The organism is Bacillus sp. VA15 (genome assembly GCF_055721145.1).
This window is the reverse complement of sequence record NZ_JBVQPQ010000004.1, coordinates 114,484-137,271: the sequence shown is the minus strand read 5'-3', so window position 1 is coordinate 137,271 and position 22,788 is coordinate 114,484. Positions and strand designations below refer to the sequence as shown.

The 22,788-nt window shown below is 44.9% G+C and carries 23 protein-coding genes and 1 other annotated feature; of the genes, 10 read left to right on the top strand and 13 right to left on the bottom strand.

Features of this window, described 5'->3' with window-relative positions; all coding sequences use genetic code 11:
- Window positions 1-79 precede the first annotated feature (79 nt).
- Genes licB through licH form a run of 4 tightly spaced genes read left to right on the top strand, consistent with a single transcriptional unit; the run spans window position 80 to window position 3,438 of the window.
- Entirely contained in the window at window positions 80-388 is a 309-nt protein-coding gene (licB, locus tag AC0DBE_RS12460; protein ID WP_014115658.1) for a PTS lichenan transporter subunit IIB, read from the top strand.
- Window positions 389-403: 15 nt separating this feature from the next.
- The gene (licC, locus tag AC0DBE_RS12455) at window positions 404-1,762 is read left to right on the top strand and encodes a PTS lichenan transporter subunit IIC (RefSeq protein ID WP_014115657.1); all 1,359 of its coding nucleotides are present in this window, start codon (window positions 404-406) and stop codon (window positions 1,760-1,762) included.
- Window positions 1,763-1,780: 18 nt separating this feature from the next.
- Complete coding sequence (licA, locus tag AC0DBE_RS12450; RefSeq protein ID WP_003218748.1) at window positions 1,781-2,113, top strand: PTS lichenan transporter subunit IIA; 333 nt, start codon at window positions 1,781-1,783, stop codon at window positions 2,111-2,113.
- Window positions 2,110-3,438, top strand: coding sequence for a 6-phospho-beta-glucosidase LicH (gene licH, locus AC0DBE_RS12445; protein ID WP_014115656.1), 1,329 nt, complete (start codon window positions 2,110-2,112; stop codon window positions 3,436-3,438). Before licA ends, licH begins: the two co-directional genes overlap by 4 nt.
- Window positions 3,439-3,474: 36 nt before the next feature.
- Here licH and AC0DBE_RS12440 read toward each other — a convergent pair whose 3' ends face one another.
- From AC0DBE_RS12440 to AC0DBE_RS12410, 7 genes are all read right to left on the bottom strand, one after another.
- Window positions 3,475-4,566, bottom strand: a complete 1,092-nt coding sequence (locus AC0DBE_RS12440; protein ID WP_014115655.1) for a branched-chain amino acid aminotransferase — start codon at window positions 4,564-4,566, stop codon at window positions 3,475-3,477.
- Between the two features lie 141 nt (window positions 4,567-4,707).
- Window positions 4,708-5,466 (bottom strand): SDR family oxidoreductase, encoded by a 759-nt coding sequence (locus AC0DBE_RS12435; RefSeq protein ID WP_072182085.1) that lies wholly within the window; start codon window positions 5,464-5,466, stop codon window positions 4,708-4,710.
- Window positions 5,467-5,553: 87 nt separating this feature from the next.
- Window positions 5,554-6,732 (bottom strand): D-alanyl-lipoteichoic acid biosynthesis protein DltD, encoded by a 1,179-nt coding sequence (gene dltD, locus AC0DBE_RS12430; RefSeq protein ID WP_326246863.1) that lies wholly within the window; start codon window positions 6,730-6,732, stop codon window positions 5,554-5,556.
- Window positions 6,732-6,968, bottom strand: coding sequence for a D-alanine--poly(phosphoribitol) ligase subunit DltC (gene dltC / locus AC0DBE_RS12425; RefSeq protein WP_003227325.1), 237 nt, complete (start codon window positions 6,966-6,968; stop codon window positions 6,732-6,734). The genes dltD and dltC overlap by 1 nt, the downstream gene beginning before the upstream one ends.
- Before the next feature lie 16 nt (window positions 6,969-6,984).
- A complete protein-coding gene (gene dltB, locus AC0DBE_RS12420; RefSeq protein ID WP_061186573.1) occupies window positions 6,985-8,172 on the bottom strand; it encodes a D-alanyl-lipoteichoic acid biosynthesis protein DltB in 1,188 nt (395 codons plus the stop codon).
- Complete coding sequence (gene dltA, locus AC0DBE_RS12415; protein WP_472962518.1) at window positions 8,169-9,680, bottom strand: D-alanine--poly(phosphoribitol) ligase subunit DltA; 1,512 nt, start codon at window positions 9,678-9,680, stop codon at window positions 8,169-8,171. The genes dltB and dltA overlap by 4 nt, the downstream gene beginning before the upstream one ends.
- 17 nt (window positions 9,681-9,697) lie before the next feature.
- Window positions 9,698-9,847 carry a teichoic acid D-Ala incorporation-associated protein DltX gene (locus AC0DBE_RS12410; RefSeq protein ID WP_003227330.1) on the bottom strand — a complete coding sequence of 50 codons (150 nt, stop codon included), beginning with the start codon at window positions 9,845-9,847 and terminating at the stop codon, window positions 9,698-9,700.
- Window positions 9,848-10,279: 432 nt separating this feature from the next.
- Between AC0DBE_RS12410 and AC0DBE_RS12405 the strand changes: the two genes are divergently transcribed.
- Together AC0DBE_RS12405 and ywaC are read left to right on the top strand one after the other, a co-directional pair.
- Entirely contained in the window at window positions 10,280-11,215 is a 936-nt protein-coding gene (locus AC0DBE_RS12405) for a 1,4-dihydroxy-2-naphthoate polyprenyltransferase (protein WP_061186572.1), read from the top strand.
- Window positions 11,216-11,356: 141 nt separating this feature from the next.
- On the top strand, window positions 11,357-11,989 hold the full coding sequence (gene ywaC, locus AC0DBE_RS12400; protein WP_003222250.1) for a GTP pyrophosphokinase YwaC: 633 nt from the start codon (window positions 11,357-11,359) through the stop codon (window positions 11,987-11,989).
- 29 nt (window positions 11,990-12,018) lie between these two features.
- Here ywaC and AC0DBE_RS12395 read toward each other — a convergent pair whose 3' ends face one another.
- The 5 genes from AC0DBE_RS12395 to AC0DBE_RS12375 all read right to left on the bottom strand — a co-directional run bounded on the left by AC0DBE_RS12395 (window position 12,019) and on the right by AC0DBE_RS12375 (window position 17,507).
- On the bottom strand, window positions 12,019-13,386 hold the full coding sequence (locus AC0DBE_RS12395; RefSeq protein WP_472962342.1) for a M28 family metallopeptidase: 1,368 nt from the start codon (window positions 13,384-13,386) through the stop codon (window positions 12,019-12,021).
- 155 nt (window positions 13,387-13,541) lie between these two features.
- Window positions 13,542-14,780: a tyrosine--tRNA ligase gene (gene tyrS / locus AC0DBE_RS12390; RefSeq protein WP_472962341.1), complete on the bottom strand. Its 1,239-nt coding sequence runs from the start codon at window positions 14,778-14,780 to the stop codon at window positions 13,542-13,544.
- A gap of 44 nt (window positions 14,781-14,824) precedes the next feature.
- Window positions 14,825-15,037 (bottom strand) — a binding site (T-box leader).
- Window positions 15,032-15,547: a MarR family transcriptional regulator gene (locus tag AC0DBE_RS12385; protein WP_072182091.1), complete on the bottom strand. Its 516-nt coding sequence runs from the start codon at window positions 15,545-15,547 to the stop codon at window positions 15,032-15,034. Its footprint overlaps the feature before it by 6 nt.
- A gap of 209 nt (window positions 15,548-15,756) precedes the next feature.
- Entirely contained in the window at window positions 15,757-17,091 is a 1,335-nt protein-coding gene (locus tag AC0DBE_RS12380) for a flavin monoamine oxidase family protein (RefSeq protein WP_472962339.1), read from the bottom strand.
- Between the two features lie 32 nt (window positions 17,092-17,123).
- The gene (locus tag AC0DBE_RS12375; protein ID WP_072182093.1) at window positions 17,124-17,507 is read right to left on the bottom strand and encodes a cupin domain-containing protein; all 384 of its coding nucleotides are present in this window, start codon (window positions 17,505-17,507) and stop codon (window positions 17,124-17,126) included.
- 274 nt (window positions 17,508-17,781) lie between these two features.
- On the opposite strand from AC0DBE_RS12375, the gene AC0DBE_RS12370 reads away from it, so the two are divergent.
- From AC0DBE_RS12370 to AC0DBE_RS12360, 3 genes are read left to right on the top strand one after another with little or no spacing between them, the layout of a single operon-like run.
- Window positions 17,782-18,072, top strand: a complete 291-nt coding sequence (locus AC0DBE_RS12370; protein ID WP_077670910.1) for a DUF485 domain-containing protein — start codon at window positions 17,782-17,784, stop codon at window positions 18,070-18,072.
- On the top strand, window positions 18,069-19,643 hold the full coding sequence (locus tag AC0DBE_RS12365; protein WP_472962337.1) for a solute symporter family protein: 1,575 nt from the start codon (window positions 18,069-18,071) through the stop codon (window positions 19,641-19,643). The genes AC0DBE_RS12370 and AC0DBE_RS12365 overlap by 4 nt, the downstream gene beginning before the upstream one ends.
- A complete protein-coding gene (locus AC0DBE_RS12360; RefSeq protein WP_472962336.1) occupies window positions 19,630-20,778 on the top strand; it encodes an iron-containing alcohol dehydrogenase in 1,149 nt (382 codons plus the stop codon). The genes AC0DBE_RS12365 and AC0DBE_RS12360 overlap by 14 nt, the downstream gene beginning before the upstream one ends.
- Here the strand turns inward: AC0DBE_RS12360 and AC0DBE_RS12355 are convergent.
- Window positions 20,775-21,671, bottom strand: coding sequence for a LysR family transcriptional regulator (locus AC0DBE_RS12355; protein WP_072182097.1), 897 nt, complete (start codon window positions 21,669-21,671; stop codon window positions 20,775-20,777). The genes AC0DBE_RS12360 and AC0DBE_RS12355 overlap by 4 nt on opposite strands.
- Window positions 21,672-21,841: 170 nt before the next feature.
- Between AC0DBE_RS12355 and hpaI the strand changes: the two genes are divergently transcribed.
- The gene (gene hpaI, locus AC0DBE_RS12350) at window positions 21,842-22,768 is read left to right on the top strand and encodes a 2,4-dihydroxyhept-2-ene-1,7-dioic acid aldolase (RefSeq protein WP_063093909.1); all 927 of its coding nucleotides are present in this window, start codon (window positions 21,842-21,844) and stop codon (window positions 22,766-22,768) included.
- The last annotated feature ends 20 nt before the right edge of the window (window positions 22,769-22,788 follow it).

Genomic DNA, 22,788 nt, shown 5'->3' with positions numbered 1-22,788 from the left:
TTATGAAAGCGATTTCATAATATGATGATATCAACAGCAGGACATTACAAAATTGATCAAACTCTAGGGGGTCTTTTACATGAATATATTACTCGTATGTGCAGCAGGCATGTCTACTAGCTTATTGGTGAGCAAGATGGAAAAAAGTGCGCAGGAACAAGGAAAAGACTATACCATTTGGGCAGTTTCAGGCGATTCTGTACAAAGTCATATTGATAAAGCGGATGTATTGCTTCTCGGCCCGCAAGTCCGTTATATGCTTCCGCAGCTGAAAAAATTAGGAGAGTCAAAGGGGGTACCAGTAGACGTCATTAATACCGTCCATTATGGCACATGCAACGGGGCGGAAGTGCTGAAATCAGCTGAACAGCTTGGACATGTGTCATAGAGAGGGGCGGGCTATGTGAATAAAGTCAATCAGATCTTAGAAGAAAAGGTCATGCCTATAGCGGGAAGAATTGCGGGGCAGCGTCATTTGCAGGCGTTGCGTGACGGTATCATCCTCACGATGCCGCTGATTATCATCGGTTCCTTTTTCCTCATCATCGGCAACCTCCCGATCCCGGGATACGCTGAGTTTATGGCAAAAACGTTTGGCAGCTCCTGGTCTGAAAAGCTGGCCTATCCAGTTGACGCCACCTTTGAAATTATGGGTCTTGTCGCCGCGTTCGGCATCGCCTACCGGCTCGCCGAGAAATACGGCGTTGATGCCTTGTCGGCCGGAGCCATTTCACTAGCGGCATTTTTGCTAGCGACACCGTATCAAGTGCCGTTTACGCCGGATGGTTCGACGAAAGAGATTATGGTCGGGGGCGGAATTCCGCTCTCGCTGATGGGAAGCAAAGGCCTGTTTGTCGCCATGATTATTGCCATGGTGTCGACAGAGATTTACCGTCTCATTATCCAGCGCAACTTGGTCTTCAAAATGCCGGATGGTGTTCCGCCGGCAGTCAGCAAGTCATTTGTCGCGTTAATCCCCGGCTTTGCCGTCATCTTTCTGATTTGGGCAGCCCGGCTGATTGTTGAAGCGACGCCGTTTGAAAGCCTTCATAATATTGTAAGCGTTTTACTGGGAACCCCGCTTTCCATTCTGGGAGGAAGCCTCGGGGGAAGCCTTGTCGCAGAAGCCGTGAAAATGCTTTTATGGGCCTGCGGCCTTCACGGCGCCAACATTGTCGGCGGCGTCATGGCACCGATTTGGTATGGCGCAATGGATGCCAACCGGATCGCATTCCAAGCCGGTGAGGAGCTTCCTAAGATTTTCACCCAGCAATTTTTCGATATCTGGGTCAATATCGGCGGAAGCGGCGCCACATTGGCGCTGGTTGTCACGATGTTCCTGCGCGCCCGAAGCAAACAAATGAAGCAGCTCGGGAAGCTTGCGATCGGCCCGGCCATCTTCAATATTAACGAACCGATTATTTTCGGAATGCCGATCGTCATGAACCCGATGCTTTTACTTCCGTTTATCATCACGCCGCTTATCACACTGACACTCACTTACATCGGAATGAGTACCGGCCTTGTCGCCAAACCGGCGGGGATCGCAGTGCCGTGGACCATGCCGCCAATCTTTTCAGGCTATTTGGCGACAGGGGGGAAAGTTTCAGGCGCGGTCATGCAAGCCATTAATATCGCCGTATCCTTTGTTGTCTACTATCCGTTCTTCAGAATGTGGGATAAACAGAAGCTGAAAGAAGAAAACGATTTGGAACTGGTCCAAACGCCTGCAGCATCAGATGACAAAGAAGCGGCTCTGTAGAGAAAGGAAGTGAATCGCGTGAATGAAAAAATGGAGCAAATCATTTTTCAAATTATCCTTCACGGAGGAAACGGAAGGAGCTCCGCAATGGAGGCCATTGCCGCTGCCAAAAGCGGTGACGCAGAAGAAGCGCGGAAAAAGCTTCAAGACGCGGCAGAAGAATTATCAAAAGCCCATCATTATCAGACAGAGCTGATCCAAAATGAAGCGGGCGGAGAAAAAACAGAAATGACGCTTCTGATGGTGCATGCACAGGATCATTTAATGAATGCAATGACAGTGAAGGATCTGGCGGCGGAGATCATTGAGTTATATGAAAAAATCACCGAGCAAAGGGGAGCAAGCATATGACAAAAGGATTAAAGATTGTAACGATTGGCGGAGGTTCAAGTTATACGCCCGAGTTAGTGGAAGGGTTGATTAAACGGTATGATGAGCTGCCTGTCCGTGAATTATGGCTCGTCGATATCCCTGAGGGCGAAGAAAAGCTGAATATTGTCGGCACGCTCGCCAAACGGATGGTTGAAAAAGCCGGCGTCCCGATCGATATTCACCTTACGCTCGACCGGAGAAAAGCGCTGAAAGACGCAGACTTTGTCACGACTCAGTTCCGTGTCGGACTTCTGCAGGCAAGAGCCAAGGATGAGCGCATCCCATTAAAATACGGCGTCATCGGCCAAGAAACGAACGGCCCGGGAGGCCTGTTTAAAGGATTGCGCACGATTCCAGTTATCCTGGAGATCGCAAAGGACATTGAAGAACTCTGCCCGAACGCGTGGCTCGTTAACTTCACAAACCCTGCCGGCATGGTGACAGAAGCTTTGCTTCGCTACTCCAACCTGAAGAAAGTCGTCGGTCTCTGTAACGTTCCAATCGGCATCAAAATGGGTGTAGCCAAAGCGCTTGATGTAGATGTGGACCGCGTAGAAGTCCAATTCGCCGGACTGAATCATATGGTGTTCGGGCTGGATGTTTTCTTGGATGGCGTAAGTGTGAAGGATCAAGTCATCGAAGCGATGGGTGACCCGAAAAACGCGATGACGATGAAAAACATCTCAGGCGCAGAGTGGGAGCCAGAATTTTTAAAAGCACTCGATATCATCCCTTGCGGCTACCACCGTTACTATTTCAAAACAAAAGAGATGCTGGAGCACGAACTGGAAGCATCACAAACGGAGGGCACCCGTGCTGAAGTTGTGCAGAAGGTTGAAAAAGAACTGTTCGAGCTCTATAAAGATCCGAACCTTGCGATCAAACCGCCGCAGCTGGAAAAACGGGGCGGTGCGTATTACAGCGATGCAGCGTGTAATTTAATCAGCTCTATTTACAATGATAAACACGACATTCAGCCGGTGAACACGATGAATAACGGGGCAATCGCCAGCATTCCAGACGATTCCGCGGTTGAAGTGAACTGCGTGATGACGAAAAACGGCCCTCAGCCAATTGCTGTCGGCGACTTGCCGGTGTCTGTCCGGGGCCTCGTTCAGCAAATCAAATCCTTTGAACGTGTCGCGGCAGAAGCGGCGGTCACAGGCGACTACCAAACAGCGCTCCTCGCCATGACGATTAACCCGCTCGTTCCGTCCGACACTGTGGCTAAACAGATTTTAGACGAAATGCTGGAGGCGCACAAAGCGTATCTGCCGCAGTTCTTTAACAAAATTGAAGCGTAAAAAAAGCCGGCCATTGAAGGCCGGCTTTTTTCTTACTTATTTGCTTTCAGTCAGCGCTGCAACTTCGGTCGTCCATCCGAATTCGTCTGCGACAGCGCCTTTTTGAATGCCTGTAATCGTGTCATATAGTTTTTTGGCGATTTCACCTGTTTCACCGTTGTTGATCGAAAGTGTTTCATCCTGCCAGATCAGCTCGCCGACTGGGGAAATAACAGCTGCTGTACCAGTTCCGAAGGCTTCTTCCAGGATGCCGTCTTTATGGGCTTGGATGACCTCATCGATCGCAATTTTCCGTTCTGAAACTTGAAGGCCCCAATGCTTAAGCAAGGCGATGACTGAATTGCGCGTAATGCCTTCCAGTATGCTTCCGTTCAGCATCGGCGTTACGATTTCACCGTTGATTTTGAAGAAGATGTTCATGCTTCCGACTTCTTCGATGTATTTCTTCTCAATGCCGTCCAGCCAGAGTACTTGAGAAAATCCTTTCTCTTCGGCTACCTGCTGCGCTTTTAAGCTTGAAGCATAGTTCCCTGCGGTTTTGGCATTTCCCGTTCCGCCTTTTACCGCACGGACAAATTCACTTTCAACAGCGATTTTGACCGGCTTGATGCCTTCTTTGTAATAAGAGCCGACCGGAGAAAGAATGATAAAGAGCTTATACGTATGAGATGCCGCAACACCGAGGAAAGGCTCGGTTGCGATGATGAACGGACGGATATAAAGGGACGTGCCCTCCGCATTCGGAATCCAGTCTTTATCGATCGCGACAAGTTGTTTTAAGCCTTCCAGAACCTGTTCTTCATCAATTTGCGGGATGCAGAGGCGGTCGTTTGATTGATTCAGACGCTCCATATTTTTTTCCGGTCTAAAAAGCAGGACATGGTCATCCTCTGACACGTAGGCCTTTAACCCTTCAAACACGGTTTGGCCGTAGTGATAGACCATTGCGGCCGGGTCCATTGGAATGGGTTGGTAAGGAATGATTCTTGGATCGTACCATCCTTTATCCGCCGCATAGTCCATTACAAACATGTGGTCTGTAAACACTCTCCCGAACGAAAGCTGATTTGGATCTGGTTTTGGTTTTTTTGTTGATGTCAATTCAACGCGAATCGTTTGTTTAGTCATGGTCAATCTCCCTGCTGTTAAATTGTTTATATTATCAAACTTATTTGAAAATAATTTATATTCTATTGTATACCTTCAACAAATATTCGCAATAGGTTTGCTCAAATTTGTAAGAAATTCATAAGAAAAAAGCAGGAGAAATTAATTCTCCTGCGTGTTCATTTGCTCGAACACTCTGTCATAATCGGCCCGAGTGGCATTTCGAAGACCTTCAACACGTTCATTTGTAATCTCTTGTTTGCCTTCCTTCAAGCCGTCCAAGAAATACTGAACATATTCTTCAGCTGAAATGCCGCGGTACGTCAGGCCTTGTTTATCGCGTGATTTTTGGTTTAAGCCCGTGTCAACCATAGGCGGTGCCATTTCAATCACTTCCACGCTCGTGTCGCGGAGCTGGTGTCTCAGTGTAAGCGAGAACGAGTGAAGCGCCGCTTTCGTTGCGCAGTACACCGGATAAACAGCTAACGGGTTAAATGCAAGCCCGGATGTGACCTGAACGATTGCTGCCTCGGGCTGCTTCATCAAATGAGGCGTGAAAAGGGCTGATAAATGGACAGGCGCTTGAAAATTAAGTTCAATTTCATCTCCGTCCACAAAAAGCTCTTCCGTCCCTTTTTTGAAGTCAATTTCCTTTTGAATGCCAGCGTTGTTGACGAGAACATTCAGGTTCGGAAATTCCTTTAAAGCCCATTCATACAATGCTTCCCGCTGCGAACGGTCTGCAACATCACATTGCTTTGTATGGATGTTTGGGAGCTGCTGCTTCGCTTCTGTAAGCCGCGCTTCGCTGCGTCCGCAAATGATAACTTCATTGCCAAGTTCCAGCAGGCGCTTGGCAAGCTCAAGCCCGATGCCAGCGGACCCCCCTGTGATTAAAATCGTATTGCCTGTCATCTTCATTGATGTACCACCTCTTACTAGTTGGCTGTGATTCCTTTACTATTTCAAATCTTAGCAGGAAATATGCAGCCGCGTCCTATGAGATGCTCAGGATGACGTGACTTTTCCGGTTTTATAAAACTCGTCAATTGCTTTATCGACATACACCCAGCCTTTCCAGCCGATGTGGATGGTATCTTTCATGAAATATGGGTCATATTCATGTCCTGAAAAATCAGCAACCTGGAAGCCCTTCGCTCTAATCTGCTTATTTACTTTTTTGTAATAATCAGTGCGGCCTTTTTTCGGGAAGCCAGTGTAGTCGTACCATTTTCCATTGACAGGGATGGTGACAAACATAGGCTCTGCACCCGCATCCTTCAGGATATCAAGCATCATTTCAAAATCGCCGTATTCCGGTGACACCGCATACGATCTTCCTTTGTTTTTCCCTTTCAGCTTAGGCACTTTCGGCTTCAGCTTTTTATAAACTGGATTGTCAATATGAAAATCGTTAGATCCTGAGTGGCGTTTGCCTGATTGATCTGCGAGTTTATTCAATTCAGACCATGACTTATCTTTTACAGACTGAGAGATATAACGCTTTGGCCCGGATGATTCCGTCGTTGAATAATACAGGTCTTTCTTTTCGAGCATGCTGTAATATACTTTTGCGGCCGGCTTCAGCGCGTTCACTTTCCACGTCTGGCCGTTTACCATTGCTTTATACAGCTCGCAAAGAATCGCATCATTTTGTACGGCCTTAAAGCGCAGCATGCGTTTCATCATTTTCTTTTTCACATCAGGGTCGATCTGCTCGTTAAATGCCAAATCAAGCCCTTGCAGCGCAGAATAGTTCGGCGCGAAATGCTGTTCATCAGACCCGCGTTTAATAAACCATTGCGGAGACACGATGAATACGATTTTTTTGCCCTTCAGCTGATCCATATGGGCAGCGAAGTTTAAGGAATGAATCAATGACTGGGACCCGCCTTTGCCGACAAGGTATGGCGTGAACCCCTCATTGTTTACCTGAAAATAATTAGATGGGTGGAACTCGTCCAGCCGGGAAAGCTCAGAAGACCCGTAAATCGGAAGATATGCCGGATCTTTGAGCATTTGATCTTGTAAATATAGCCCTTGAAACATACTCGGGTTCAAGGCGGTTGCTGACTCTTTCACCTGCTTATCAGTGATGAAGCCTGTCAGCCATGAAGATGGAATTGCGATGGCGCCTGCGAATAGAATAAACGCCAAAATAATTGGACCGAAAAAACGCTTTTTCATTATTTCAACTCAGACAGCTGATTTACAATGTTGTTAGGCGTATTCCAAACATCCCGATCAAACTCAGTGATCGGCACTAAAATATCAAAACGGTTTTCAATCGCAAGCAGCAATTCTACTGTTCCAAAAGAATCAAGCAAACCTTCTTCAAAAATTTCAATATCAGGATTTTCCTTTACGATGTCATCCTGGCAAACCTCTGCTAAAACGTCTAATACCTCTTGTTTAAAATCCATAGCTTTCTAATCTCCTTTAATGGTGGTGATGAAATAGTTTTCCTGAGAAAATATAAAACCCGAAGCAAACGAAGTGGAACGTGATCACAATCGCAAGAATGGTTGTCCAGCGATTGGACGGAAGCCATTTGTATTTCTTATTCCACTTCTCGAAAAAGTTGTAACACGTCATCAGCACGGCGTGATAGAGGCCGTAGATGATATATTGCGGCGCGAGCCCGTGCCAAACCCCCATCAGCATAAACAGCAGGAAATACCCGATGTTTGAAACGGCCATACGGTTTTTGATCCACTTTTTCTTTGTCATCCAAAATACGAATCTCATGAACACATAATCTCTGAACCAGAATGACAGAGACATATGCCAGCGATTCCAGAAATCTTTAATATTTTTACTGATAAACGGTTTATTAAAGTTTTCCGGTGATTTAATGCCCATAATATAGCTGACCCCGACGGCAAACATCGTGTAGCCGGCGAAATCAAAGAATAAATACATGCTGTAGCCGTACATGTACAGCAGGTTCCCAAGAATCTTATTGTGCGTGATCGCGGGAAGATTCATGATGAAGTACGTATTGATTGCATAGCCGATAATAAACTTGTACAGGAAACCGATAAAGATCTTATGAATCCCTGTATACAATAGGTCGGCGTATTCTTCTTTCGTCCAAGCCTTCTGTTCATCCTTGACGAATCGGCGGTATCTGTCGATCGGACCGGAGGAAATCGTCGGGAAAAACAGGATGAAATACAGCAGGCGGTGCAGCGGCAGCTGTTCTTTCAGCAGGCCGTCTCTTGCTTCCATAATCAGCTGAACGCCTTTAAAGGTTAGATACGAAATCCCTAAAAAGCTGATCAGGTTTTCTGGCGGATGATGCGGCTGCGGGTGTGAAAGGAACGGCCATATTTTTGACAAAAATAAAGGCAGAATCGAAGCGATAACAGCTCCGCAAAAGACAAAGCCGCTGTTCGCTTTCTGCCGGTACGCCAGATAGCCGCTGATCAAAAGCACCTGCCATATCGTAAACAGACACAGTGCGATGACCCCGTGTAAGTCGTGCGAAAAAATTAAAGCCAATATAATGATAGATATGAACATGTTGTATGCTTGAAATCTTTTTCCGTTCAGGCCGAGAATGATCGTCGGCAGAAGAAGAATGCCAAGCAGTATAAAGAATAAAAACGAGCTGTAAGGCGTCATACAAGAACCTCTTCGCCGATGCGTTTCCGGTCGATTTTGCCGTTAGCCGTCATTTGGATGTGATCCTGATAAATGAATTTTCTCGGGATCATATACGCCGGAAGGGAAGCGGCAAGCTCTTTTTTAATGGCGCTTGTCAGCTGGAATTCCTTCTGGAACTCATGCTCCTCAGGCACAATAGCAGCGATCAGGTACTCAACTGTTCCGTTTGGCTGATACGGGATCACGACAGCAGAGCGAACGTACTGAGACTGTCTGACATGGACCTCAATTTCCTCCAGCTCCATTCGGTAGCCGTGAAGTTTAATTTGGAAATCCAAACGCCCTTGGCAGAAAATCTGACCATCTTGCATATAACCAGCATCACCCGTCCGGTATGCCCACTGGCCTTCATAAGAGAAAAACGCTTTTTCCGTCAGCTCAGGTTCACCAAGGTAGCCTCGGCTTACGCTCGGCCCTGCGATGACGATTTCTCCTTTTTCTCCTTCAGGAAGTGGCTGTCCCTGTTCATCCATAATGAAAATGTTCATATCAGGTTTGGCGAAGCCCACTGGAAGCGATTCGCTGCGGCTGATGACGTCACTTGTAATTTCAACGGATGTGACAGCCACTGTCGCTTCAGTCGGACCGTACGTATTAAAGATTTTTGCTTTCGGAAAACGCTCAAGCAGCGCTTTTGCAACAGAAACCGGAAGAACTTCTCCGCAAAACATAAATGTGTCCGCTTCAGGCAGCAGGTCCTGTGAAAAACCCGGGTCCATCAGGCACATCTGCACAAAGGAAGGTGTTGATGTCCACACATTCAGCCCGGACTTTTTCAGCTCTTCGAATAAGATTTTCGGCTTATTCACCGCATCCTTTGTCACGCAGTGTAAAGTCCCGCCTGATTGAAGGCACGGATAAAGATCCATGACTGATAAATCAAATGAAAACGGCGCTTGATTTAAAAATGTTTTTCCTCCGTTGACTGGAAAGTCTACACAAATCCAGTCTGTAAAGCTTTGAAGATTCGCAGCGGAAATCTGCACGCCTTTCGGATTTCCTGTGCTTCCGGAAGTGTAAATGATATAAAACGTCTCGTGTTCCTTGACCCATTGATCTTGGCTGACAGAGCCGTCTGCGTTTTCCAGCAGTTCTTCTGCTGATACCGTCTGAATCTGCTGGCTGACTGCGTCAATTGGATGTCCGGCTGTATGGATCAGCAATTCTGCTCCAGAGCTTTCGATAATTTTCGCAATCCGCTCGGACGGAATGGACAGATCAACCGGAATATAAGGATGACCCGCTTTGACGCTCCCTAAGAAGGAAACGATCATGTGCGGCTCCATATGGCCGTACACAAGGATAGGAGATTTCTTTTCTCCGGAAATGCGTTTTTGAATCGCGGCAGCCGCGCGGTCAGACTGCTCCCATAATTCCTGATACGTGAGCGACTGGCCTTGAGAGCGGAAGGCATCGGTTTGCGGATAAGATTCCGCATGTGTTTGAATAGCATGTAAAAGTTTCATCATTATTCTCTCTCCAATTAGAAATCGTTATAAATATATGAACCGGTATTCGCGGTGTGAAAACCATACATAAAAAACAAAACAAGCAGTATCATCAAATAAAATCCTGTATGACATGTCCACTTGACAGCGGGCTTTTCATACAGCTGTTTCATCAATTGCAGCATATCAAAAATTCCCTTCCCGTTTTTTCGACAATCACATGAGTATTTGACGATTAGATGCTCAAAAAGTTTCATTTTTTCCCTAATCTCCCTCAGATTAATATATCGGCGTCTTCTTTTGAAAATGAATCTTTATACCTGCAAGAGCTTGGGCTGATTCATAAAAAGGTAAAGATCAATGGAGACAAAAGATCTTTCTTAACTTTTAAAAAGCGTATTGCACTTAAAAAAATTTTTCTGTAGCTGTTTGTTCAGGTAAAAGCAGAAACCTCATGAAATCGGGGCAGAAAGCGTATAATAAGAAAGAAAACGCCTTCTTGCGGTATCTTGTGAAATGAGGGAGAAGTCATTATGATAGATAAGGAAGCAAAAGGAGTTTTTATCAAGCTGCCGGCTGAAAAAAAGTAAGCCTTTTAATAGAAAGGAAGAGGGAAGATGAACCAAACAAATAAGGGTGAGGGTCAGACAGCGCCGGAAAAAGAAAGCATGGGGCAGATCCTTTGGCAGTTAACCCGTCCTCATACGTTAACCGCATCGTTTGTGCCTGTGCTGCTCGGAACGGTTTTGGCGATGTTTTATGTGAAGGTTGATCTGCTGCTGTTTCTGGCTATGCTGTTTTCTTGCCTATGGATCCAGATCGCGACGAACTTATTTAATGAATACTATGATTTTAAACGCGGGTTAGATACAGCAGAATCTGTCGGAATCGGAGGTGCGATTGTACGCCACGGAATGAAGCCTAAGACGATTTTGCAATTAGCTCTCGCATCATACGGGATTGCCATTTTGCTCGGCGTCTATATTTGCGCAAGCAGCAGCTGGTGGCTCGCTCTAATCGGCCTTGTCGGCATGGCGATCGGATACCTGTATACAGGCGGGCCGCTGCCGATTGCGTACACGCCGTTCGGTGAGTTATTCTCAGGCATTTGCATGGGTTCGGTGTTTGTGCTGATTTCGTTTTTTATTCAGACAGATAAGATCAATATGCAAAGCATTTTGATTTCGATCCCGATTGCGATTCTTGTCGGCGCAATTAACCTGTCGAACAACATTCGTGATATTGAAGAGGACAAAAAAGGCGGACGCAAAACATTGGCGATTTTGATGGGGCATAAGGGTGCTGTCACTCTGTTAGCTGCGTCATTTGCCGTCGCTTATATCTGGGTTGTCGGCCTGGTTATTACCGGTGCTGTAAGCCCGTGGCTGTTTGTCGTCTTTTTGAGCGTGCCTAAGCCGGTTCAGGCAGTGAAGGGCTTCGTCCAAAAAGAAATGCCGATGAATATGATTGTCGCAATGAAATCAACAGCCCAAACGAATACATTTTTCGGATTCCTGCTCTCGATCGGATTATTGATCAGCTATTTCCGATAAAAAGAAAGACCGCTTATTTCTTGCGGTCTTTTTTTGTTACATTCGACCGCATTTTATAAAAAAATTCATAAAACCATGCTGCAGGCAGGCACGTCTAGTACATGGACAGCGGATAAAGATCCGTTAAAGGAGATGACGAAAATGGATTTATCTGTAACACATATGGACGATTTAAAAACAGTAATGGAAGATTGGAAAAATGAATTATTAGTTTATAAATTTGCGCTCGATGCCTTGGATACAAAGTTCTCAATTATCAGCCAGGAATATAACCTCATTCACGGACACAACCCGATTGAACATACGAAATCCCGTGTCAAAAGCTTTGAAAGCATCGTGAATAAGTTAATGAGAAAGGGCTGCGAGATTACGACGAAGGAAATGAAGGAGCACATCAATGACATTGCCGGTGTGCGTATCATTTGTTCCTTTATTTCTGATATTTATAATGTCGTTAACGTGCTAAAGCAGCATGAAGATTTGAGAATTGTAAAAGTGAAGGATTATATCCAGACGCCAAAACCGAACGGCTACCGAAGTCTGCATTTAATCATTGAGATGCCTGTGAATTTAACGAACCGTGTGGAATACGTCAAAGCAGAAATTCAAATCCGGACGATCGCGATGGATTTCTGGGCGAGCCTTGAACATAAAATTTACTATAAATTGAACAATGACGTTCCTAAGCAATTAACAGATGAGCTGAAGGAAGCGGCGGAGATTGCCCATTATCTAGATGAGAAAATGCTGGGGATTAAGAAAGAAGTGGATTAAAAAAAGACGGCAGCAATGCGCCGTCTTTTTTATTTGATATCTTCATAAATGTCGGAGGCCTTGACCTTCATTTGTTTCTTAATGGCTTTTGGTTTCTTCTCTTTTTTCACAGCTTGATAGACAGCGGCGGTTATAAGATCACCGGCTTGCTGAAGGCGTTCTTTGCTGATATGTTCGATCGAGTCTTCAGGGGTGTGGTACCACGGCTCAACTTCTTCTGTTTCTGGGTCTCCCCAAATAAAGTTGGCGGAATCAATGCCGGCTTCGTGGAACGGCACATGATCAGATGATCCTCCCTGTGTGAGAGACAGGCTGTCAAACCCAATTTTTTCAGCGGCCGTATGGCTGGATTCCCAAACATAGTTAGATTGGCCGTCCAATGTGTTGACATACAGCTCAGACGCATTCTCCCAGCTTGTGCCTACCATGTCTAAGTTAAAGTTCACTTCACTTCGTTTCAGCTCTTTATCCGATAGGTGATCTACATAATGAGAGGAGCCGAGCAGGCCGAGCTCTTCAGCGCCGAAAGCGATAAAGCGGATTTCTTTGTCAGAAGGAATGCTTTTTAAGACGCGCGCCATTTCCAGCATGACAGAGGTTCCTGAGCCGTTGTCATTTGCTCCGGGCGAAAAAGGAACACTGTCGTAATGGGCCGTCACGTACACAATGTCTGGATGTTTGATGTTCTTTGGTTTTTTGATTCCGATGATGTTCTGGGAGGTTTGGTTTGTGATTGCGTTTAGTTTTAAAGTTGCTTCTTTTTGCTGAGTAAGGGTTTCACCGTCTTCTTTCTTAATTCCGACGACAGGAACGCCGACTTTATTTCCCGACAGGTTTGGCGTCACAGGCACGAGGCTTTCTTTGTTGTTATAAATGATGACAGCCTTGGCTCCGGCGGCTTCGGCATTTTTGGCTTTCTCGTAAAATGTAAGATCTCCTCTGGAAATCAAGGCAATTTTGCCCTTAACGTCAGCGGTGAAGTCCTCTGGATAGCCCAAGCCGGCATTGTAAAGCGGAGCCGTCAGCCCTTGTTCTTCAGTCGGGGCAGAGCCGGATGCCGCTCGGAGAAGAATATCGCGTCCTGCTGAAGACAGCGTTCCCTCAAGCCGGTCAGGGATACCGAAACGTTGAACCTTCACATCAAGTTTTAATTTTTTCAAGGATGAAGCGATTAACAGGGCACTCTTTTTTTCAGCGGCAGTTCCGGCTATTCTGGGACCGATTGTTTCACTAAGCTGAGAAATGGTTGAATACGCACGCTTTGCTTTGAATGGGAGCTCTCGCTCGCTATCTGATATTTGAACAGCGCGCGCGGCAGGGGTGACGCTCTGTGCCGGCATGATGATCGTGCCAGCAGTTAAAACGGCCATCGTCATTACAGTCAAAAGCTTTTTCATCAGAATTAAACCTCCCCTAAATGTATGGATGGGGAATATTTCGGGATGCTAAAGGAATTTCCTGCAAAAGGGAGAGCGTTTTTGAAAAGACAGTGCTTTATACCTGCAAAAAAACGCTTATGAAAGACAGGTCATAAGCGCGTCGGGATATCAGACTATTGGAGTTTTAAAAACTTGCGTTTGCCGACTTGGATGATCATATTTTCCTTTATCACTGCATCAGCGTGGATATCTGTTATTTTCTCTCCGTTAATTCGGACACCTCCGTTTTGAATCATGCGGCGCGCCTCGCTCTTCGAAGAGAGGAGCTCTAGCTTGACGAGCAGATCAATAATCGCTATCGTTTTCTCGCCTTTCCAGTTCACAGCCGGAATATCCTCTGGCAGGCTGTTTTCCTGAAAGACTGTTTTAAATGAGTGTTCGGCGGCTTCAGCGGCATCCGCTCCGTGATACATTCGGACGAGTGTTTTGGCTAAAAGCATTTTGGCATCCCTTGGATGAACGGCGCCGGTTTCTAAGTCTTTCACGAGTTGTTTTTTCTCTTCAAGCTCTAAGTCTGTTGCCAAGTGGATGTATTTTTTCATAAGGCTGTCGGGCAGTGACATCGTTTTCCCGTACATGTCGTTTGGATGTTCGTCAATGCCGATGTAGTTATGTTTCGATTTCGACATTTTCTCAACACCGTCCAAGCCTTCTAATAGCGGCATCAGGATGACGATTTGTTTTTCTTTGTTGTACCGTTCTTGGAAGTGCCGTCCCATCAGTACATTGAAATGCTGGTCTGTTCCGCCAAGTTCAATATCGCTTTCCAGAATGACGGAATCGTATCCCTGCATCAATGGGTAAAAGAATTCATGAAGCGAGATCGGTTTTTGCATAGCGATGCGTTCTTCAAAGTCGTCGCGCTCCATCAGGCGGGCTACGGTTATTTTGCCTGCCAATTCAATGACATCCTCCAGATTCAATGTTTTCAGCCATTTCGAGTTGTAGTGTAGCTCGACTTTTTCAGGATCCAGCACTTTTCCGAATTGCTGAAAATATGTTTTGGCGTTGTGCTGAACTTCTTCATCAGTCAGCTGCTTTCTGGCTGCTGACTTTCCGGTCGGATCACCGATTTTTCCTGTGAAATCCCCAATTAACAGCTGGACTATGTGGCCGTTTTCTTGAAATTGGCGAAGCTTGTTTAACACAACCGTATGGCCCAAATGTACATCCGGTGCAGACGGATCTAATCCGAGCTTAATTTTAAGCGGTGTGCCTGTCGAAATCGATTTAACGAGCTTCGCCCTTAATTCCTCCGGCGGTATGACTTCTTGGGCGCCTGTCATGTATAGCTGTAGCTGTCTTTCGACTTCTTTTTGCTGTGCTGCTGTGAGCTGTTCAAATGTTTTCATCTTTCTTCCTCCTTTTTTAAAAACACAAAAAAGAGCCCATCCCGATAAGGGACGTGGCTCAATGCACGCGGTACCACCCTGGTTGAAGACATCGTCTTCCGCTCATTCGAATAACGGTTTCCCGTTCTTTGCTACTAAGGTTCACAAAGAAAGCTTGGGGAGGTAATTCACGTTTGCCTGTGCGCCGGCTCGCACCTGCCGCCGGCTCTCTGAAACAGGGAGACAAACCGCTACTGGATTCCCGTCAAAGCTTATGTTGTATGAAGATTGTCAGCTACCTTTCTAAGCAGCTCTGTCAATGTTTTTTGTTCGTCTATCGTCATGCCCGTAATAAGCTCAGTTTCCCCTTTGTGAAACTCCGGGTAGAGTTCTTCAATAGCTTGTTTGCCGGAATCAGTGATGGAGACAAAAACGAGTCGCCGATCTCTTGTATCGATGCTTTTACGGCAAAAATTCTTTTTTTCGAGCGTTTTGATTACGTTGCTTGCTGTAGCTGTTGAAATGTCTGACAGCTCAGCAGCTTTTCTCGTTTCGAGTGCTCCCCATACCCATAGATCATAAAGGATGGAGAAAGCTGTCCAAGAAAGGCCATAGGAAGAAAGAACCTTAGTCTCCATTTTGATACGGAGCTTTTGCGCAGATCGATACAGATTCGTCGCAATCGATATGGCTTCGAGGTTGAGTGACTCGATGGGCATTTGTTTAAGCTTAGAAAGTGTGTCGTGTTCTTCTTTCCGAAGCTGTTGATGTTGATAGGAACGTTTCACTATTTATGCCTGCCTTAAATTATCAGAATCATTAGCTATGAAATGAATTGTAACAGAGTCTGATATTAAGTTCAAGTCATTTTAATTAGATATTTAGCAAACAAAAAAGTGGAAAAAAAGGATTTATTGTAAGTATATCTTTTAGCATCTATAAAATGCTGGAGTGGCTCTTTTAAATATTTGAAAGGGGGCAAGCCCTTTCTTTGACTTTATTTTTTAACTGCGGATCCCGTGGCAAATTCATTATTTAGGTAAGAACATACAAGCCGGCTAACTGCGTAAGCACTTTCTATAGCGCCGTCAATAAATCCTGCCCAGCCGTTGGCATAACTTGAACCTCCAATAAATATACCTTCCTCAGGCTCCTGAAGAGCAGACAAATAAGATGTTAGCTGTCCTTTCTTCTTCATGGTCCACGTCTCTCCAGAAAATGGGTCGTTAACCCAATTATGTCCGCAGGACTCAAGCACTTTAATGTCAGGCAAAAGGTGTCGAAGTGCAGATTCAACCTCAGTTCGATTATTCGGATCAAGCTTTTCAGCATCAGCCCCAAAACCGACAATAATCCCGTCAGCTCCTTGAACATATTCAAATTGGGCATAATGAATAGGATACCGTGAAGGGGCAAAAGCTGCAAAAGGTTCGGTAACTCCTTTTATTTTCGCCCAAAACTTAACTCCTTTGCTGCTTTGTTTTTCAGTACAAGCCATCGTTTTTTCTGCGGAAAGCGGAGGTGAGAACGTAATGCTGTTTAAAATGTTAACCGGGAGCGTATTAATTACGGCTTTTGCAGTATATTCATCACCTGCATATGTTATAGCTTTGTAACCGCTATCAATTTTATTGACTCGTTTTACTGGGGAGGAAAATAGGATATCTGTTTTGGCATCGTTGAAAATACATTCAATCAGTGTTTTTGTCCCTTTTGTCAGTTTATAGCTGGAACAGATGTCCATCATCAGTTTCCAATTATAATCTGACAACGCTGCCCAGTGGAGCGCTTGTGAAAATCCCGCTTCATCCAGAGGGCTGTTGAAATTCAAGGACCACATGCTGTCCATCATATCATGCTCTTCGTCTGATAGTTGTAACTCAGCAAGTTTTTCTTTCAATGTACTCTGATCAATGTCGTGAATCTCTTCTGAGGATAAAGGGATGTATGGAAGCGGAAAGCAACGGCGCGCGGGCTCTAAAAGTCTCTGGTTGGGCCCATCTATTTTTAAAAAAAATTCGTCTGGTTTCCCTTCATGTCGTTTGCCGTCCGCAATCCAATACAGCGTATTAGGAACAGGTGATGGAACAACGTCTAAACCGTATCTTCCAATTTCAGCCCAAACGTATGGTTGAAACCAATGGACCCAGGTTCCGCCCATTTCTAAATCAATTCCTAAACGTCTATCATGCCATGTGCGTCCACCTAAACGATCTCTTGCTTCCAAGATAAGCGTGCGAAAACCCTTATGGCTAAGTTCTCTAGCAGCTGTTACCCCTGTAAACCCTGCTCCGATAATGATAACGTCATACTGTTCTTGTCTTTTACTCAATGTGTTTTTGCCTCCTCTTCATGATAAATTGTTCAATTTGCGGAGCTGATAGTATAAAACTTTATAAATGGTGCGGTTGTCTTCCAAGTAGCGGAAAATCCATCTGAACCAGAAAACATATCGCCTTTTTTCAATTGAATGACTTCACCATCAGGCGTATACAATTCAGCGCTACCTTGTAAGACATAGAATGTTTCATTGCCATGTATCAAAAATGGCATGCCGTCTGGATGTTCTTCAGGTGAATGCTTCCATAAGCCGGACACTGTCCCTGTTTCGATATCAGTTCTTAGTACGTGAGCTTGTCCAAGTTCCATTCCTTCCACCACAAAAGGCTCCCATTTCGTTTCTTCCATATTTGAAATAAATACTTCGACTTGTTTTGAGTTCATGGTCTTCTGGTATGAGATAGACATTTTTTTCCTCCTTATTTAGGTCTGTAATTTTATCTTTATTAAAATATATCATGTATCGTAGAAAAGAATGCATATGCATTTTCTTGTCTTTTTATACAAAATAAATATATAAAAACTTTGCCATTTGCGCGATTAATAATCATCCGCCAAGTGTCGAGCCCATTGTATATTTTTTTAAGATCTAAAACCTATGTTATTTGTATTATTCAAAGCGAATCGTATATGATAAATTCATTTTTGTAAACGCTTTCAAAAAATAGAGGAGGGCTATGTTGTGAACCAAAGGAGACTGTTGACTGAGGATTACAAAACATTGATGCGTGCCAGAATGCGTTTTAACATTTCAGTTGCATTGTTTGCTCTGGCCTTTGCGCTGTTGCTTCCATTGCTTGCTTTTTATACTGATGTTTTAACTATTCAGGTATTTGGAGCCATTTCACTTGGATGGGTCTTCTTTTATGGCCAGTTTGTCCTGACTTGGCTGATCTGTTTCATGTACATCAGAAAGGCAAGGCAGTTTGACAGTATGGCGGAAGCGATAAGAAGTAGGGGTGAACATTTATGAATGTGTCGGTTATTTTAATGTTTACAGCAATACTGTTGTTATCATTATGGGTGACTTATTTTGCTTCAAAACGAACGAGTGGCGCAAAAAGCTTTTATACGGCTGGGGGCGGGCTCAGCGGATGGCAAAATGGCTTAGCCATTTCTGGAGATTTTATGTCAGCCTCGTCATTTTTAGGGTTAATTGGAGCGGTTTCCCTTATCGGGTTTGACGGAATATTTTTGGTGTATGGGGCACTTGTCTCTTATGTGATTGTGATGCTCCTTGTGGCGGAACCTCTCCGCAACTTAGGCACCTATACACTTGCTGACATGATAGATGTTCGTTTTAAGAGGAAACAAGTGCGAGGGGTGACAGCCTTTAATACGCTTTCAATTTCTATATTTTATATGATCGCTCAACTGGTGGCGGCAGGCACTTTATTTAGATTGCTGCTGAATGTTCCCTACGAACTGTCGGTAGGGGCGGTCGGGGTTATTATGCTGATGTTTGTCATCTTTGGAGGAATGACTGCAACGAGTATGGTTCAAATGATAAAAGCCGTACTGCTTTTTACAGGAACATTTATTATCTTTTTGCTTGTATTGGGAAAATTTGATTTTAATGTGATGGCGATTTTTGAGGAGATGAAGAGCGCCACATCATTAAAAGAGGCGTATTTACATCCAGGTGTAAAATATGGGAATGGACTTGATGCTATTTCACTTACTTTGGGGCTTGTACTGGGAACGGCTGGATTACCGCATTTGCTTATTCGCTTTTTAACTGTTCCTGATGCACAAACGGCACGAAAATCGGTGGTATATTCGGCCTGGATTATCGGATTGTTTTATCTCATGACCATTATACTCGGCTTTGGAGCAGCTAAATTTGTAGGGGAAAAAGCCATTAAAGCTGCTAACGGCGCCGGCAACATGGCGGCTCCGCTGCTGGCTGACTTTTTAGGCGGAGATCTTTTATTTTCTTTTATCGCCGCTGTGGCCTTTGCGACTATCTTGGCGGTGGTGGCAGGTATTGTAATGTCAGGCGCAACCGCGTTTTCACATGACTTTTATAATGAAATTGTAAAAGACGGAAAAGCGACAGAGCAACAGCAGGTAAGAATGGCGCGGGCTGCGTCTGTCGGAATTACGGTTATGGCCATTTTGATTGCGTTATTTGTTCAGTCTATGAACGTCGCATTTCTTTCCTCGTTGGCGTTAACCGTTGCTGCCAGCTCTAACTTCCCTGTCATTTTGTTTACCCTTTTTTGGAAAACATTTAACCATATTGGCGCTATTACTGGAATGCTGACGGGACTGCTCTCGACGATTGTTCTGGTAATGCTGAGCCCAAGTGTGTGGGATCCTGTGCCTGGCGCGGCTATTTTTACGGGAGAGGCGCTGTTCCCGCTGACATCCCCGGGAATTATCTCCATACCGCTTGGATTTTTAGGTTGCTATGTGGGGACCGTCTTGAGCCGCACTAGAGGAGTTAAGGGAAATTTTGATGATATTGTTGTGAAATCCATGATTGGAGAAAGCCATCTTCAGACGAAAACCGAAGGAGTGAAGGACGATGTTTACATTTAACATCTCGAGCAAGATTTATTTTGGCAGCGGAGTATCAAAAGATACGGGACGGATTGCGGCTGATCTAGGAATGGAAAAGGTATTATGTGTATATGACCCTGGGATCAAAGCGGCAGGAATTGCGGATGATATTATGTCAAGCCTAGAAGCTTCCGGCCTGACATGCTCGGAGTACGGCGGTGTCATTCCCAATCCAGATGAAGCATCAATTGAAGAAGCTGCTGAGGCGGCAAGAAGCACACAGGTTGACGGAATTGTTGCTGTAGGAGGGGGAAGCAGTATAGATACGGCAAAGGCCGTTAATATATTGCTGACAAACCCTTCGCCGATTCGTCAATATGAAGGCTCTGATCTCGTTTTTCATAACACAAAGCCCTTGATTGCTATTCCAACAACGGCCGGCACAGCAAGTGAAGCCACAGACTTCACTGTTGTGACCGATCTTGCGCGCAAGAAAAAAATGGTCATACATGGAAAAAACTGCAGTGCGGATATTGCCTTATTAGACCCAGTGCTGACTAAAAAGCTTCCGCCTAATGTGACAGCATTTACAGGTATGGATGCTCTTACTCATGCAATAGAGGCTTTTTTGTCTAAGGCCTCATCTCCGATTTCTGACCACAATGCTTTAAAAGGGATCAGTCTCATTTATCAGAATCTTGAGCAGGCAGTGAAAAACGGAAACGAAGTGGAAGTGAGGAGCAACATGCTGTTGGGAAGCTTGTTTGCCGGGTTTGCTTTTAATTCGGCAGTTCTCGGTTTAGTCCATGCGATCGCACACCCTTTGAGCGCGCATTGCGGCCTGCCTCATGGTTTGGCAAATGCGGCAGTGCTTCCCTATGTCATGAGCTATAACGCAGGCGACGCATCGGTTCGAAAGAAATATCGGCAAATCGCCGCTTCAATGGGTATAGAAACAGCACAAGATTCAGATGAAGAAGCAGCATGCAGAGTGATTAAAGCTGTGGCTGAGCTTTGCAAGAAAGTAAAAATCCCGCCTTTGCGTGAGACTGGCGTAGCAAAGGAGGACTTTGAAACGATTGCGATAGATGCGTTAAATGAACACAGCATTCAATTCAATCCAAGAAAAGCGAATGTTCAAGATGTGATGGCTATTTTGAAGCAGGCATATTAGAGAGACCGAGGAAGCATGACATCTTCCTCGGTAAACGTATGTAAAAAATGACGGGCGTTTTTGGAAAGATAGCGATCTTTCAGCCAAATGACGACTGTTTCTGTATAAATATCGGCATCGGAAATGGGAACAGCTTTCACACCGGTAAGCGGCAATGCTGTCAGAGCGGATTGGGGAAGCAATGCCGCACCTACCCCCGCCCGCACAAGAGACAGAACCATAGCGGCGTCAGGTGTCCGGCACACGACTTCAGGTATAAGGCCTTTCTGCTTAAACTCATTCATGACTAAACTGTAAAGACCCGCTCCCTTCATCGTACTCAGCATAATGAGCGGCAGCCGCGCGGCTTCTTCCATGGAAATGCCATGTTCATAGTGCCATCGATCAGGTATCACAGCAACAAAACAGTCTGAGTGAAGAGGTAAATGGGAGAAAAGGTCGAGATTGAAGGGCAGCCTTATAATCGCTAATTCAATTGTTCTGTTTTTCAACTCCTCTGCCAAAGTAAAAGTATCACCTTCTTTAATCGTAAAACTAACACGGGGATAATACTTTCGAAAATAGCTGATTCGTTCAGGAATAAGAGAAAAGCTGGTCTTGACTGAGCCAATTGCAAGGTTGCCTTTCAAGCCGTTACCAATCTCTTTAACTTCTTTTTTAGTTTCTTCGAGATAGATTAATAAATCCTTCGCTTTTTGATACAGCACCTCGCCTGCTTGGGTCAGTTCCAAAGATCGGCCGTTTCTGTCGATCAGCTTAACGCCGAGTTCTTCCTCCAGTAATTTCAGCTGCTGGCTGAGCGGCGGCTGAGCCATGTGCAGTTTTTTAGCCGCTTTTGTGATCTGTTTTTCCTCTGCAATGACAGAAAAATATCGGAGCTGTCTTACGTCCATCAACATCACCCTTTCACATATATATGTTTTTCATATAGAAAAGCAACTTTTTCAATATTTTTCATATGGGAATCTACATGATACATTGATGACAAGGCATTCACTTCAGAATTATTTATATATTCTGAATTGTAAACACTTACATTTGTAAAGTAAAGGAGATTATCACAATGAAGAACTATGAAGAAAGCAAACAAAAATTAAGAGGTTCTATTGCACCAATTGTAACACCTTTTCAAACGGATGGTTCTGTTGACTTCAACAAACTGGAAGAATTAATTCATTGGCATATTGAAAGCGGAAGCCACGGTATTTCAGTCACCGGAACGACAGGTGAGCCAAGCTCGCTGACAATTGAAGAACGAGTGAAGGTAATGGAACATGCATGCCAAGCAGTAAACGGAAGGGTTCCTTTTGTTCCTGGAACGGGTTCAACGAATCATAAAGAAGCCCTTTATTTAACGAAAAAGGCAGAAGAGATGGGTGCTGATGCTGCCCTTGTTATTGTCCCTTATTACAATAAACCGTCTCAGCACGCTTTGTATAAACACTTCAAGGCTATTGCAGATTCTGTGCAAATTCCAATTATCGTTTATAACATCCCTGGCAGAACAGCCGTGAACCTTGAAGTAGGAACGCTGGCAAAATTACATCGCGATTGTCCGAATATTATCGGCGCTAAGGAATCTAATAAAGATTTTGAACATATTAACCGCGTGCTTAAAGAATGCGGGCGAGATTTTCTCTTATATTCCGGAATTGAGTTGCTTTGTTATCCAATGCTTGCGATTGGCGGAGCCGGCCACATATCGGCCACCGCAAATGTCGCGCCAAAACAGGTCGCTGATGTCTACAATGCTTGGGCTGAAGGTGATGTCAAACGGGCGCAAGATCTTCACTATGATCTGATGGAGCTAAACGATGTGCTCTTTAAAGATACAAACCCGGCTCCTTTAAAAGCGGCGCTCGGCATGATGAACAAAATAGAGCCAGTCCTGCGTCTCCCAATGGATCTCCCTTCAGAAGAACTGCAAGCGGAAATTAAGTCTGTATTGCAAAAGTATGTCAATCTATCTGATGTCACAGCCGTAAAGTGAAAATGTTGAAAGGTGGGATA

What these genes read in the sequence shown, in the direction of transcription:
- hpaI (WP_063093909.1), top strand. Translation starts at nt 21,842, where the DNA reads ATGAAGAACTATGAAGAAAGCAAACAAAAATTAAGAGGTTCTATTGCA.
- dltD (WP_326246863.1), bottom strand. Translation starts at nt 6,732, where the DNA reads ATGAAAAAGCGTTTTTTCGGTCCAATTATTTTGGCGTTTATTCTATTC.
- ywaC (WP_003222250.1), top strand. Translation starts at nt 11,357, where the DNA reads ATGGATTTATCTGTAACACATATGGACGATTTAAAAACAGTAATGGAA.
- AC0DBE_RS12355 (WP_072182097.1), bottom strand. Translation starts at nt 21,671, where the DNA reads ATGGACGTAAGACAGCTCCGATATTTTTCTGTCATTGCAGAGGAAAAA.
- AC0DBE_RS12405 (WP_061186572.1), top strand. Translation starts at nt 10,280, where the DNA reads ATGAACCAAACAAATAAGGGTGAGGGTCAGACAGCGCCGGAAAAAGAA.
- AC0DBE_RS12375 (WP_072182093.1), bottom strand. Translation starts at nt 17,507, where the DNA reads ATGTCTATCTCATACCAGAAGACCATGAACTCAAAACAAGTCGAAGTA.
- dltB (WP_061186573.1), bottom strand. Translation starts at nt 8,172, where the DNA reads ATGACGCCTTACAGCTCGTTTTTATTCTTTATACTGCTTGGCATTCTT.
- AC0DBE_RS12410 (WP_003227330.1), bottom strand. Translation starts at nt 9,847, where the DNA reads ATGCTGCAATTGATGAAACAGCTGTATGAAAAGCCCGCTGTCAAGTGG.
- dltA (WP_472962518.1), bottom strand. Translation starts at nt 9,680, where the DNA reads ATGAAACTTTTACATGCTATTCAAACACATGCGGAATCTTATCCGCAA.
- tyrS (WP_472962341.1), bottom strand. Translation starts at nt 14,780, where the DNA reads ATGAAAACATTTGAACAGCTCACAGCAGCACAGCAAAAAGAAGTCGAA.
- AC0DBE_RS12440 (WP_014115655.1), bottom strand. Translation starts at nt 4,566, where the DNA reads ATGACTAAACAAACGATTCGCGTTGAATTGACATCAACAAAAAAACCA.
- dltC (WP_003227325.1), bottom strand. Translation starts at nt 6,968, where the DNA reads ATGGATTTTAAACAAGAGGTATTAGACGTTTTAGCAGAGGTTTGCCAG.
- licH (WP_014115656.1), top strand. Translation starts at nt 2,110, where the DNA reads ATGACAAAAGGATTAAAGATTGTAACGATTGGCGGAGGTTCAAGTTAT.
- AC0DBE_RS12395 (WP_472962342.1), bottom strand. Translation starts at nt 13,386, where the DNA reads ATGAAAAAGCTTTTGACTGTAATGACGATGGCCGTTTTAACTGCTGGC.
- licB (WP_014115658.1), top strand. Translation starts at nt 80, where the DNA reads ATGAATATATTACTCGTATGTGCAGCAGGCATGTCTACTAGCTTATTG.
- AC0DBE_RS12435 (WP_072182085.1), bottom strand. Translation starts at nt 5,466, where the DNA reads ATGAAGATGACAGGCAATACGATTTTAATCACAGGGGGGTCCGCTGGC.
- AC0DBE_RS12365 (WP_472962337.1), top strand. Translation starts at nt 18,069, where the DNA reads ATGAATGTGTCGGTTATTTTAATGTTTACAGCAATACTGTTGTTATCA.
- AC0DBE_RS12360 (WP_472962336.1), top strand. Translation starts at nt 19,630, where the DNA reads ATGTTTACATTTAACATCTCGAGCAAGATTTATTTTGGCAGCGGAGTA.